This window comes from Algoriphagus halophilus, assembly GCF_900129785.1.
In the GTDB taxonomy this organism is placed as follows: Bacteria; Bacteroidota; Bacteroidia; order Cytophagales; family Cyclobacteriaceae; genus Algoriphagus; species Algoriphagus halophilus.
The window spans coordinates 62,779-76,200 of sequence record NZ_FSRC01000003.1 but is presented as its reverse complement, the minus strand read 5'-3'; the positions used below and the strand labels follow the sequence as shown (position 1 = coordinate 76,200).

Sequence of the window (13,422 nt, the reverse complement as noted above, 5' to 3'; positions counted from 1 at the left end):
ATGGATTTAAGCAGTAACTCTACTCTATTTATTCTGTATGTAATTTTTCTTGGCGAGTTTTAAATCCCTCCAAAGTGAGTAAGCAAAAATTCCTACTCCAGATGCCCAAACAACTAGAACAACGTACATGAAAAGCTTGTCTTTTTTTAAGAATTCAAGCAAGTTGAAATGGGGAATATCCAAAATATAGGCAAATCTAAAGTATACAAGTATTAATAGAAAGGCAGATGAAATCCATACGATAATTGGCTTGGAGAATTGTTTTTTAATCCAATCATAATATTTCCCAAAATCCAGAAAAGCCAGATAAAAGATAAAATTCGACGAAAAGGAAATATTCAAAATCAGTAGATTAAATAGATGAAAGGTGCAGGCAGCTAACAACCAGAATTTCCAGAATTTCCTTCCAGCCAAAAGTAATACAAATGCGGATAGCTCGAAAAGCACTCCTCCCCAGTCAAAGGCATCAAGCCACGCATACGGCAAAGCATTTAACGAACCTGAAAAAAATAGATCTGAATGCTTGACATAAATAGAGGAATAATACCAACGAAGGAATCCATTTCTTGAGGGATCAAAATCTATCCAATTCACGGCTTTGATCGATCCAGCAGTAAACATCCCGAAACAAAGCAAAACAGCCAAAAGCGCCATGCATCTTTGTACATTAATTTTCGGAACGGGCTTATCAGGGATGAGAGCGAATCCAGAGCCCCAGCCAGCGAAAGACATACCACTCAAAAAAATCAACAGAAATATGGTATGATCAATTTTCCCCATAGAAAATTGAAAATTAAATCCTGTAAAGAGTAAAAGTACCAAGGCTCTTGTTGCCCACTTTGTCCGAACACCAAGGATTAACAGTATAATAGAAATACCGATCAGAATATCAATCCAAAAAAAGAACCAGGCTGGAGGAAAGCCATTTAACAAATTGGGCAAACTCAACAATGGCGGATAAAAAAAGACATTTGGAACCTCTCCTATCCAAGAAAAATAAGGCAAGGAAATAACCAAAAGATAGACGCCTACAATCGGTCTCAACAACCATAAAGACACTTGGGACACCTCAGTAGATATCCTTACCCTATCCCAAAAAGCCTTATTTAAGGTCTCCGCCAAGATTAATAATCTTTTCATCGGTGATTATCTTTTCAAATTTCTCATCATTTGGGTAGGACAGGATCTCAACATCCACCATTTTAATCCTATATGGCTCAAAGCCCTGAGCTCTTAACTTACCTGCAAACCATTCTGTAGAATTTCTTCTATCTTTTTCCGAGAGTTCCTTTTCTTGATTTCTCAGTAAAAATTTCAAAATCGGAGACAGTTTTGACTTAATCCCTTTCTCTTTTGAAGTTGACTTCGATTTAGGTTGAGCTCCCTCATCTTCAAACAGATCAATATTGTGTTTTAATATATTTCTGAGGTAATGTTGGGGAACAGGTTTTATAAGTTCAAACTCATCTATTTTCTCCCATCCGATTCCCTCTCGGTAGCCATGTAGTTCTGTAAATTGGTAATTAGTGATAGCTGAATCTAATGGAACAGAAACCATCCCCTCCCCCCCAGGAAAAAGTAATGCTGGATAAGGCTCCAATCTATAGCTTAACGTCCTGAGAATGAAAGGAATCATTAAAACAAAAATCAGGACTATTGTAAATCTAACAGAAAACATCGTTAAATATATCATTTAATATGGACGCAAATAAACCTAAAAAAACAATCCCCAAAAATCTTTCAAGATGCCTCCGGATCATTTGTCTTTAGTTAGAGAAATCTACAGTGATTCAATTCTCCACTTTCCGAAATGCGCCTTTATACATAAAGAACTCTAAACCTTTCTAACCTCACTTTGGTCTTGACATTCCTTCAAAAGTTCCAAAGTACTTTTCCCTAGAACCGGATGGACAAATTCCGGTAGAATTTCAGCCAGCGGCACCAATACGAACTTCCTTTGGAACATATAAGGATGAGGTATTTTAAGTTCCGGAGTGTCTATGATCCGGTCGTTCCAAAATAACACATCAATATCCATGGTGCGGTCGCCCCAATGTTCGTCTCTCCTTCTTCCTAAATCAATTTCAATTTTCTGAATGAATCCTAAAAAAGTCATGGGATCAAACGAGGATTTGACTTGAATCACCTGATTTAGAAACGGCCCTTCGGCGATTCCTCCCCATGCTTCCGTTTCATAAACAGAAGAATTCAACAAAAGTGTATTCCTGTCCGTTATAGATTTAACTGCTGCATTTAACAATAACTCCCGATCCCCTCTATTTCCTCCTAAAATTAAAGTAACCTTTGACTTCATGTCATTCGTATGATTCTACTTATTATCATTCGCCAAAATAGGTTATTTTCGCATCTTAACTTAATCTAAATATGAGATTCTTAGGTAATGTACTCGCAGTAATTGTGGGTCTAATTATATTCAGTGTTTTAAGCATTCTTGTTTCTTTCGGGATTATCGGCATGATTGCCGCCTCGGGAAACGAGGAGGTGACAGTGAAAGAAAACACTATTCTTCATCTTAATCTCAACGGCAGAACCATTGTAGAGCGTACTAGTGAGGACGATTTAGATATTCCGATTTTTGGATCTGTATTTGGCCAACCAAATACGGCGGGCCTGGTCAACCTTAAAAAGGCAATTGAAGAAGCAAAGACCAATCCAAGCATCAAAGGGATTTACCTAAACACTGGATTCGTGCTCGCTGGACAAGCCAACCTTTTAGAACTTCGAGAAGCATTTGAAGATTTTAAAACTTCTGGAAAATTTATTTTGGCCTATGACGAAGTGTACACCGAAGGAGGTTATTACCTAGCATCCGTAGCGGATGAAATTTACCTAAACCCTATGGGAGGAATTGATTTTAATGGCTATTCCTCTGATGTGTTGTTTTTTACGGGCTTATTTGAAAAAGTAGGAATTAAGCCTGAAGTATTTAGAGTAGGTGAATTCAAGAGTGCTGTAGAACCTTTCATTTTAAAGAAAATGTCTGATGAAAACAGGCTTCAGACTCAAGCATTTTTGTCCGACATCAATGCGAATGCATTAAAAGGCATTGCAGATTCCAGAGGCATCAATTTGGATTCTTTAACCAAAACAAACAACCTCATGCTCGTTCGTGAGCCTGAAGATGCCGTTACTTATAACTTGATCACTGATTTGGCATATGAAGATGAAATCCATGCCAAATTGAGAGAGAAATTGGGTTTATCTGAGGATGATAATATTTCTACCATCAACGCCACCAAATTAAACACCACTGTCAAATCTAAAAACATTACTTCCAGAAATAGAATTGCGGTGATCTTGGCTGAAGGCGAGATCGTCAGTGGAGATGCAGAAGGAGTGATCAGTTCAGATAAATTTGCCAAGGAAATCCGAAAGGCAAGGAAAGATGACAATATCAAAGCCATCGTATTGAGAGTAAACTCGCCTGGAGGATCTGTTCTGGCTTCAGAGGTTATCTGGAGAGAGATGGTAGAGGCAAAAAGAGTGAAACCAGTCTACGTTTCTATGGGTGAGGTAGCTGCCTCAGGAGGCTATTACATTTCGGCTCCTGCCGATACTATTGTCGCTCAACCTAACACCATCACTGGTTCGATTGGAATTTTTGGTTTATGGTTCAATACCAAAGAACTCCTAAATGACAAACTTGGAATCACGACCGATGTAGTCGAAACTGGTGAGCTTTCTGACTTTATGAACCCTACTCGTGATCTAACTGAAGTTGAGCGGAAGATTGTTCAGACAAGTGTAGAGAAAGGATATGAGACTTTTATTTCAAAAGTTGCTGAAGGCAGAGGAATGAACCCGGAAGACGTTAAGGCGGTCGCTTCTGGAAGAGTTTGGACAGGAAACCAAGCCATTGAAAGAGGGTTGGTGGATGTCTTAGGAGGCTTAGATGATACCATCGAATTAGCTGCACAGCGGATCAATGCAGGTGATGATTACCGAGTGGTCTATTATCCTCAAAAGAAACCTTGGTTTGAGCAATTGATGAGTGATTTTGGAGAAAACGTGAAGCTAAAAATGCTAAAGTCTGAGTTGGGTGAAAACTTTACCTTGTATCAGCAAGCTCAAAAACTGAAAAATTATCAAGGGATTCAGGTACGGATGCCTTTGGAATACATCATTAAATAAAGAAAGCGGCTTTTTCAAGCCGCTTTTTTCATCTCTTCTGAAGTAAAATTTTCCAGGCTTCTTCCATCTCCCCTAGCCACAATTTTTCCTGAGCCAACAGGTGAATATGGTCAAGCCATGATTCTTCATCATTGACAAACCTAAGCCGAATTTCCTGGATTTCAGGACGAGAAGAATAGGCCTCCACCTCCTCCTGGGTTGGCAATTGTTCTACATTCCCTAATCTACCTAAGTTATTTCCTGTGAGTATAGAACTGTTCTTTATTTCATCAGGGATTTGATCTATTCCAATTCCCTTGGTTCTCAAAGGTTTTGGAATCTGAAATAAGGAATCTCCACTTGCTCTGGAATACCAATTCCCTCCTAACCTCGCCACAGCATCTAATTTATGGGGATCAATTCTTCCTAACTCGTCCAAGATATCCTCTGAAATATGAGTAACCATCACTTCGCAGATTACCAGGTTCCCTGATCCTCCTACTTCTCCCAAAGGCTTTACCTCATTGACTTTACATTCGAAGGCAATCGGCGCCTCTTTTACCCGGGGTGGCTTTACCTTGGCAGATGGCATTTCTGTCAAACCTGCCTTCACAAATTCATTGACTCCCTTTTCATACTCTGTACTGGCTAGTGACATTTGCTCCACCAAATTGAAACCGACTACATGAATGACCACTTCTGGGACCTCTTTTACATTCTCCAAGGTATGTTTGGTGGTATTATCCCTTACCCTTCTTGAAGGGGAAAAAATCAATATGGGAGGATTAGTGCTAAAAAGGTTAAAGAAACTAAAGGGACTTAAGTTTACATTTCCTTTTAAATCTACGGTACTTACAAAAGCAATCGGCCTGGGAGCTATACTTCCTTGGAGGAGGGCATGAAATTCCACAGGTGCGAGGTCATTGGGATAGATGGTTTTCATATTCTTAAATTAGAACGCAATTTTAAATCTAAAATATTTTTCTAAAGATTAAGTTCACCTTTCATGAAATCAACCCTGTTTAAATTTACATTATTTGCCTTAGTACTGGTCAACTGTTCCTTTTTGATTCAAACTTCAATCCAGGCACAAACTCATAACTTTGCCACTTTTAATATCCGATATGCCAACCAAAATGACATTGGTAACCTTTGGGCAGACCGATTACCTCCTATCAAAAGTCTGATCCAATTCCATCAAATCGAACTTGTTGGAATTCAAGAAGGGCTTCATCATCAGGTAACAGATTTGGCCAATAGTCTAGCCTTTTCATACATTGGAGTTGGCAGGGATGATGGAACTGAAAAGGGTGAATTTACAGCCATTTTGTATAACCCAGAAAAATTCAAACTGTTAGAAAATGGCACATTTTGGTTGTCTCCTACTCCAGAAAAACCAAGCAAAGGTTGGGATGCGGCACTCAACAGAATTTGTACCTGGGGGAAATTTGAAGATGGAAACGGAAAGGAATTCTACATTTTCAACATCCATTATGACCATATAGGGCAGCAGGCTAGAGAAGAAAGTAGTAAACTGGTAATTTCCACGGTGGAAAAAATGAATACCGAAAATCTTCCAGTGATCTTAATGGGAGATTTTAATGTAACTCCTGAAAATGCTGCCTATTCTACCATCACCAATCAAGAAGGCTGGAAAGATGCACGATTAATTTCAAAGATTCCTTCCCATGGACCAGCTGGAACATTCACTGGATTTGATTGGGAGAAAATGCCAGATGGAATTATCGATCATATTTTTGTAAAAGGTGACCTAACGGTTCTTAGACATGGCATTTTATCAGATAATTATGGAAAAAAGTACCCTTCAGACCATTTCCCGGTATTAGTAGAAGTAGAGTTTTAACGATTAAAAACTTCTCTATTAAAAAAGGGCTGTCTACTTGTGTAAACAGCCCTATATCTTTCTAGCAGTATTTATTAAGGTTCTAATGCCGCTACCCCAGGAAGAATTTTTCCTTCCATATGCTCCAGTAATGCACCACCACCTGTTGACACAAAAGATACCTCTTCTCCATAACCGAACTTATTGACGGCAGCAGCAGAGTCACCTCCACCAATCAGAGAATAGGCACCTGCTTTAGTTGCTTCTACCACTGCTTCAGCAATTGCTTTGGTACCTTTATCAAATGAGTCCATTTCGAACACGCCCATAGGACCATTCCATAAAATAGTTTTGGAACCCATGATCACCTCTGCAAATAACTCTCTGGTTTTTGGTCCAATGTCCAAGCCCATCCATCCGTCAGGAATTTCTCCACTTACTGCTAAACCCTGCTCCGCATCATTAGCAAATGCCTTGGAAATCACCGTATCCACAGGTAGGTAAAGATTCACGCCTTTTGCTTTGGCTTTATCCATCAATTCAAGAACAAAATCCATTTTATCAGGCTCCTGTAAGGAATCACCAATAGATCCACCTTGCGCTTTCGCAAATGTATAAGACATACCTCCACCGATGATCAGGTTATTTACTTTTTCCAAAAGCTGCTCAATGATCAAAATCTTATCAGCAATTTTGGCTCCTCCCATGATGGCAGTATAAGGTCTTTCAGGATTACCGAGTACTTTATCCGCATTCTTCAATTCAGAAAGCATCAAGTATCCACAAACCTTATCCGTAAAAAACTGCGCAATAATAGAAGTAGATGCATGCGCTCTATGGGCTGTTCCAAATGCATCATTTACATAAATATCTCCTAGTCTAGCCAATTTTTTGGCAAATTCAGGATCTCCTTTTTCTTCCTCTTTATAGAATCTCAAGTTCTCCAAAAGTAAAACCTCGCCTGGCTTCAAAGACTCAGAAAGTAATTCTGCTTCCTGACCGATACAATCTGCTGCAAATTTCACAGGTCTACCCAGAGCTTTTTCTAAGGTGAGAACAATGTGTTTCAAAGAAAATTTATCCTCAGGTCCAGACTTTGGTCTTCCTAAGTGGGACATTAGAATTGCAGATCCTCCATCGTTCAAAATCTTTTCGATCGTGGGTAGAGCTGCTTGAATTCTGGTATCATCAGACACATGAAAATGATCATCCAATGGCACATTAAAATCAACTCGAACGAGTGCTTTTTTCCCTTCAAAGCTAAGGTTATCTACATTTTTGATTCTAGGATTCATAAGTAGGTATGTATAGGTATCTTGATTTTATAAAATCTATTGTCTTCAAAAAGAAAGTGAATTTATTAAAGATTAGATCAAATACCTCCTTTCTGGGCATTTGAATTTGATTTGATAAAGAAAAAGTAATAATCAACCCTTTGCAGCGGCCCTTTTTAGACGATCATTGATGGCATTTCCAAGTCCTTGAGCAGGCATTTCCTCAGCCAAGATCAGTTCCACATCCAGCTCATCTAACTTTCTCATACTGGCAAACAAGCCCTGAGCAGCTTCTTTTAAATCTCCCTTCTCACTCAATTGAATCTGATGCTCTGGCTTTACTTGCTCAATTTCCCGGGACAAACTTAGCACTGCAAATTCGACATTTTGGGCTTTATAATGAGGTACCAAGGAATCTAAGTCACCCAAAATAAACGGCTTTCTTGGGGCATAATGGCTTTCTAAAAGTCCAGGAGCTTGAGGATTCGAACTACTGTGACTTTTGATAGATACAGAACCTACTACTTCTTCTATTTCGGCCACATCCAATCCTCCCAATCGGTACACGATTACATGATCTCCTTCCATCCCTACAATGGTACTTTCTAAGCCCACTTCACAACTTCCACCATCCAATATATATGGAATCTTTGCTCCCAATTGAGCTTCCACATGCTTGGCAGTGGTAGGTGAAATATATCCAAAAGGATTAGCGCTAGGTGCAGCTAAAGGAAAATCCAATGCCGCCAACAATTTCTGGGTCAGGGGATGTTGGGGAACTCTCACGGCCACTCTTTCCATACCGGAAGTAACCAGATCAGGAATCAGTGATTTTCTTGGAAGCAATAAGGTCAAAGGACCTGGCCAGAAAGTCTGAGCTAATTGATACAGGGGTTTAGGAATAGACTCCACAAAATCTCCTACTCTTTCCAAAGAAGATGTGTGGATGATCAAAGGGTCGAAACTTGGGCGGTTTTTCGTTTCAAAAATCAAAGCCACCGCAGAAGCATTTAAGGCATTCCCTGCAAGGCCATACACTGTTTCAGTAGGTATTGCTACCAATTCACCTTTTTCGAGGAAGCTTTTTGCTTGCGCTATGTCCTGACCAATGATCGCCATTTTACTCGCAAAAATCGTCAATCCAAGTTTTAGCCTCTGAATAACCAAGGCTTAAAGCCATTTTCAAATCAGCACAACCTTCTTCCTTTTCACCTGTGGCACTCATGCGTGTGACGCCCAAAAGGTAAAATGCTGCCCCATTTCTTGGATCTAGGTTGACCGCATTGGTCAAAGATTCCATGGCACCTGCTGGATCATTATTTCCGATTTGAGCTTTTGCTCTGTTGAAATACACCAAAGGTTGGTTTGGATTCACTTGCAATGCTGCGTCAAAATCCAGCAACGCATCTTCATATTGCTCCAAACCTAATAAGGCAAGTCCGCGGTTATAATAAATATCTGTTTGGGATTGGTCTAAGCCATTTGCCATGTTATAATCGGCCAATGACTCTTTGAATTTACCAAGTTCGAAACTGGCATTAGCACGGTTGAACCAAGGTTTATATAATGAACTGTCTGCTTCAATGGAAGCTGTAAATACTGGGATAGACTCTTCGTATTTGCCTTGCTGAAAAAGAGCCACCCCTTTTGCGTTCAAGGCCGAGGCATTTTCAGGATTTTGCGCTAGGGTACGATCAAAATATACAATCGCTTCTGCCCAAGCTTGCTGGTCCATTTTTTCAATGCCAGCTTGAAACAATTCTTCTTCACTAGGACTGCAGCTGGCTATTCCAAATGCCAAAAGGCAAACACTTAAAATTCTTTTCACAGGTAATTTTTTCGGCAAAGATAGGAAATCTCTAGGTGGAAAGCTGTCTAGCCTTCAAGTTTACTTCTGTAGATGGATGGGATAGGTACTGGTTTCATCGTATTCATCTCCACCGATACGAGGGTGCAGTTACTCTTGGAAAACACCACCTCTTGATCATCCGAAGTCACTCCGATAATATATTGCACTAAATCAAAGGAAGTATTACCTATTTTGACACATTTCACATAGGCTCTGATTTGATCACTCAAATGAATGGGACGATAGTAATCTATCCCCACATGCGCCACGACAGTTCCTACCTCCATGACATTCCAACCACAGGAATCCATCAAAAAAGCAGCTCTGGAATGTTCAAAATAATTGAAATAAATTCCATTATTCACATGCTGATATCCATCGATATCAGAGAAACGAATTTGTATAGGAATGGAGAAATGAAATTCACCGATAATATCCGAAACTTCTACTTTAGGCATTAAAGTACAATCTCAGATTTACTGGTTTTTTCCAACATTCTAAGGATTGAAGGATTATACCCAATCATATCGACAACAGAATCAAAGGTAATCCAAGCAAGGGAGATACTTTCGTCACTGATCTGTAAAGGTTCATTGATATCTGCCTCCAAAATATACCTCACGTCATAGTGGAAATGTTCGGGTACATGTGGACGCTCCGGAATAATATGTTTATCCAAATCAAAAATCGTAGAATCTACCAGTTCCAATGACTTTAATCCACTTTCCTCTTTGGCCTCTTTCAAGGCGACCTCTATTAAATTTTCATCACCGTCTGCATGACCTCCCAATTGGAGCCATCTTCCAAGTTTTCTATGCAGAGTCAGCAAGGTATGTGTTCTTCTTCTATTGACCACCCAAGCAGAAGCAGTGAAATGCCCCTCCAACCTTTCTCTCTTATAGGCCAAAGGATCCTCTGTCAACTCAATAAATGAATTGATGAATGCTGATTCCTCTTCATAAGGAGTTCTATACTTTTCCAGCTGACTTTTTAATAACGTTCTATCCATTGTAGTCTACCTCAAATAGTAAATCCAGAAATTGATCAAAAGGTTTTGGGTCTTTGTAAAGTCGATCTGAATAAATGGTCACCAAAAGCTTAATGAAACTTGGTGTATTATCGATACTTATTTTTTCTAGGGTAATGTTACCAAATAACTGAGAGATTAACTCTCCATCATCTGATGATTTTAACGGTGGCTTGAAATAAAACTTCTCCGTGATTTTCACTTGGTCGTTTATTTCTTCAAACTTCCGGTCTAAACTCACTTGCCGGTAACCCAAAGCTAAAACACGTTGGCTAAAAGCCAAGAAAAGCAGTGAAAAAGATTTTGTATCAAAAGGCAAATCATAACTTATCGCAATTCCATTTGCATAAGGTGACTCTAATATGTGGACTTGGGGATTCTTATTAATCTGAGCCTTTTTGAAATGGTAATTCTTATTGATTAATTCCATAAACTCCCTTCCATCCTCACGCTGCGACCATTCTAAAGCTTCCCGAAGCTCATTTTCTTTAATGATGAAATTTTCTTTATGGTTAACCGGCATTTCTTCAGAAGACTGAAAAACCTTTTTTAACAAATCGTCGAAGAAATTACCCATAGTTTGAAATTACGTATTTACCTGAGGAAGTGGAAGAGATCTTTCCTGAATCCTCTAATTTTCGAATGATCGAAAACAATTCTGGGGAAGCGGGAAGCTGAAGTTTTGCCAATAACTGACTTTCATTTAACCCTCCGAACTCTATAATAGTTTCAATGACTCTTCTTTCCAGTTTCTCTTCATTGGAGGCCAGATCTTTAGATTTTCGGTTTTTAATACACCAATCACAGATTCCACATTCTCGATCTGTACGCTCTCCAAAGTACTCCTGAATAAACTGACTTCTACAAAAAGAATCCTGGTGAGCATAGGCAATGATTTGTTGGGCATGGTTCAAGGTCAATGCTCTTCTATCCTCAATGCGCTTAAAGTTTAAAGGTAATTTCCCAGCATCGTATCTTGGAGTCAAAAAAGTCAATTGAGGTTTGTCTTTTCTTTGATCATAATCCATCACCTCCAGTTCTGCCAATTTCCTTAAGCGAGTGATGACATCAATTTCCCGTATTTCAAGCGTTTTTGCCAGTTTTGCCTCTTGAATAGATAGGTATTCTGAAAAGAGATTCCCCCCATAGGTTCTAAGCAGGACCTTTACCACGGGGTCCAAATTCGCATAGGCAATTTGAACTTCATAAAGTCTGGCCGGATCCACCAGGAAATGTATTCTGGAAGGGGCATAAAAACTTTCGTTCAAGGAAATAAAGCCTTCTTCCTCCAATACCTTGAGCGCATAAAAGGTCTCTAAAACACCCAAATCATAATTATGGGCAAATTCATGGTAAACGAAATCAAAACTGCTGAACATATTACTCCCTACCGCAAGCTTGTAATAATTTGCCAGGCATTGGTAGACTCGTTTGATAAAATCTATGGGAGGATAGACTAAAGCCGCTCTATCCATTAGGGCTTCAAAATCCTGTTCATTGCTTACCAATACTGCAAAAGATTTTTCTCCATCCCTGCCAGCTCTCCCAGCTTCCTGGTAATAATTCTCAATATTTTCAGGAAGATCAGTATGGATTACCATTCGAACATTGGGTTTATCAATCCCCATCCCAAAGGCATTAGTACTAACTATCACCCGAGTCTTGTCTGCCATCCAAGAAGCCTGTACAGCATTACGATCCGCCATGGGCATACCTGCATGATAGGGAGATGCGGGAATTCCCAGTTTCAATAAGGAATTAGATATCTGATGTGTGGCCTGCCTGTTTCTCACATACCAAATCGCCGACCCTGCTACCCTTTGGAGGACCTCCACACCTTTTTCAAATTTATTTTCAACAAGGCGAACGCTAAAACTTAGATTTTCACGGGCAAAACTTTGATGAAATTCCTGCTCGTTTTTCATCAACAGTTTATCCTTGATATCCTCACATACTTTTGGCGTTGCCGATGCCGTCAAAGCTAATATGGGAACCTCAGGATGATGTTTTCTTATTTCTCCAATTTCCAGGTACTGGGGTCTGAAATCATAGCCCCATTGAGAAATACAATGCGCCTCATCTACTGCAATAAGATTTACTGGCATTTGCTTGAATCGCTCAATAAATAAATCCACTTTAAGGCGTTCTGGAGAAACATATAAAAATTTAAAATCTCCATAAATGCAGTTATCTAAGGTATTGTCAATCTCTCGGTAACTCATACCGGAAAATATCGCTGCTGCTTTGACACCTTTTGCTTTCAAGGCATCTACCTGATCTTTCATCAAAGCAATCAGAGGACTGATCACCAAGCAAATACCTTCATTTACCAAGCCAGGTATTTGATAACACAGGGATTTTCCTCCCCCTGTAGGCAGCAAAGCCAACGTATCATGCTGGGACAAAACTGAATTGATAACGTCCTTCTGAACGGGTCGAAAATCTTCGAATCCAAAGACCTTATGAAGTATTTCCTTGCTACGTTTTTCCAATTACCAGTCTGGGTTGTTCTTATTCAAAAAGGATGATATCCCTTTGATGCAATCCTCATGGGACCTTGCTTTTGCATTGACTTCGGAGGCGTTTAACAAGGCTTTCTCCCGTTTATCCCGATTGATAGATCGAAGTAAGGTCTTGGTTGCAGCCATGGAAAAGCCCGAATTTTGATCAATGAGTTTGTTGGCAAAATCCATCACTCCTTTTTGCAAAAATTCATCATGGCAAACTTCTGTAATTAATCCCAATTCAGCTGCCTTTGCAGCGGAAATAAGTTCACCGGAAAGTAAAAGTTCTTGAGTTTTGGCCATGCCAATCTGTTCAGCAAGAAATACCGAAACCAAAGCAGGAACAAAGCCTATTCTTACCTCTGTATAACCAAAAAGTGCATTGGGAACTGAAAAAGCAAAATCACAAACGGTCACCAATCCGCAGCCACCAGCCAATGCATGCCCTTGGATATTGGCAATCACAATTTTTGGCATGGTATAAATCAAGGTCAGTAATTCCTTTAAATGATTGCTATCTTCCAAGTTTTTCACATATGAATAACTTTGCAGATCCTGAAGGTAGGCTAGATCAGCTCCAGCGCAGAATGCTTTCCCCACTGCTTCCAGAATAATTACTTTGACATCTTCACGCTGATCCATCTCCACAAAAGCCTGATGCAAGCCAGAAATCAATTCAGGACTTAAAGCATTTCGCTTTTCGGGTCTATTTAGTTTTATAAAACCGATCCGATTCTCGACTCGGGTTAATACAGCGTGGGTCATGTAGCTACTTGATTTAGGAATAATCAATT

General features: G+C 39.6%; 14 protein-coding genes. 2 read left to right on the top strand and 12 right to left on the bottom strand.

Annotated features, from left to right (window positions below):
• Window positions 1–24: 24 nt before the first annotated feature.
• The 3 genes from BUR11_RS17135 to folK form a co-directional block, all read right to left on the bottom strand.
• Complete coding sequence (locus BUR11_RS17135; protein ID WP_074226249.1) at window positions 25–1,140, bottom strand: hypothetical protein; 1,116 nt, start codon at window positions 1,138–1,140, stop codon at window positions 25–27.
• Window positions 1,103–1,636, bottom strand: coding sequence for a hypothetical protein (locus BUR11_RS17130; RefSeq protein ID WP_143186059.1), 534 nt, complete (start codon window positions 1,634–1,636; stop codon window positions 1,103–1,105). Before BUR11_RS17130 ends, BUR11_RS17135 begins: the two co-directional genes overlap by 38 nt.
• Window positions 1,637–1,834: 198 nt before the next feature.
• Entirely contained in the window at window positions 1,835–2,314 is a 480-nt protein-coding gene (folK, locus tag BUR11_RS17125; protein WP_074226247.1) for a 2-amino-4-hydroxy-6-hydroxymethyldihydropteridine diphosphokinase, read from the bottom strand.
• Window positions 2,315–2,385: 71 nt separating this feature from the next.
• On the opposite strand from folK, the gene sppA reads away from it, so the two are divergent.
• Entirely contained in the window at window positions 2,386–4,152 is a 1,767-nt protein-coding gene (gene sppA / locus BUR11_RS17120; RefSeq protein ID WP_074226246.1) for a signal peptide peptidase SppA, read from the top strand.
• A 28-nt stretch (window positions 4,153–4,180) separates the two neighbouring features.
• Here sppA and BUR11_RS17115 read toward each other — a convergent pair whose 3' ends face one another.
• Window positions 4,181–5,074 (bottom strand): flavin reductase family protein, encoded by an 894-nt coding sequence (locus BUR11_RS17115; protein WP_074226245.1) that lies wholly within the window; start codon window positions 5,072–5,074, stop codon window positions 4,181–4,183.
• A gap of 63 nt (window positions 5,075–5,137) precedes the next feature.
• Between BUR11_RS17115 and BUR11_RS17110 the strand changes: the two genes are divergently transcribed.
• The gene (locus tag BUR11_RS17110) at window positions 5,138–5,995 is read left to right on the top strand and encodes an endonuclease/exonuclease/phosphatase family protein (RefSeq protein ID WP_074226244.1); all 858 of its coding nucleotides are present in this window, start codon (window positions 5,138–5,140) and stop codon (window positions 5,993–5,995) included.
• A gap of 74 nt (window positions 5,996–6,069) precedes the next feature.
• Here BUR11_RS17110 and BUR11_RS17105 read toward each other — a convergent pair whose 3' ends face one another.
• From BUR11_RS17105 to BUR11_RS17070, 8 genes are all read right to left on the bottom strand, one after another.
• Window positions 6,070–7,269 carry a phosphoglycerate kinase gene (locus tag BUR11_RS17105; protein WP_074226243.1) on the bottom strand — a complete coding sequence of 400 codons (1,200 nt, stop codon included), beginning with the start codon at window positions 7,267–7,269 and terminating at the stop codon, window positions 6,070–6,072.
• A 132-nt stretch (window positions 7,270–7,401) separates the two neighbouring features.
• Window positions 7,402–8,367: an L-threonylcarbamoyladenylate synthase gene (locus tag BUR11_RS17100; protein ID WP_074226242.1), complete on the bottom strand. Its 966-nt coding sequence runs from the start codon at window positions 8,365–8,367 to the stop codon at window positions 7,402–7,404.
• A gap of 1 nt (window position 8,368) precedes the next feature.
• Complete coding sequence (locus BUR11_RS17095; RefSeq protein WP_234982189.1) at window positions 8,369–9,076, bottom strand: tetratricopeptide repeat protein; 708 nt, start codon at window positions 9,074–9,076, stop codon at window positions 8,369–8,371.
• Window positions 9,077–9,123: 47 nt separating this feature from the next.
• Window positions 9,124–9,555 (bottom strand): acyl-CoA thioesterase, encoded by a 432-nt coding sequence (locus BUR11_RS17090; protein WP_074226241.1) that lies wholly within the window; start codon window positions 9,553–9,555, stop codon window positions 9,124–9,126.
• A complete protein-coding gene (locus BUR11_RS17085) occupies window positions 9,555–10,106 on the bottom strand; it encodes an NUDIX hydrolase (RefSeq protein WP_074226240.1) in 552 nt (183 codons plus the stop codon). The genes BUR11_RS17090 and BUR11_RS17085 overlap by 1 nt, the downstream gene beginning before the upstream one ends.
• Window positions 10,099–10,701 (bottom strand): hypothetical protein, encoded by a 603-nt coding sequence (locus tag BUR11_RS17080; protein WP_074226239.1) that lies wholly within the window; start codon window positions 10,699–10,701, stop codon window positions 10,099–10,101. The genes BUR11_RS17085 and BUR11_RS17080 overlap by 8 nt, the downstream gene beginning before the upstream one ends.
• Entirely contained in the window at window positions 10,694–12,616 is a 1,923-nt protein-coding gene (locus BUR11_RS17075; RefSeq protein ID WP_074226238.1) for a RecQ family ATP-dependent DNA helicase, read from the bottom strand. Before BUR11_RS17075 ends, BUR11_RS17080 begins: the two co-directional genes overlap by 8 nt.
• Window positions 12,617–13,393, bottom strand: coding sequence for an enoyl-CoA hydratase/isomerase family protein (locus tag BUR11_RS17070; protein ID WP_074226592.1), 777 nt, complete (start codon window positions 13,391–13,393; stop codon window positions 12,617–12,619). It lies immediately after the preceding gene.
• Between the last annotated feature and the right edge of the window lie 29 nt (window positions 13,394–13,422).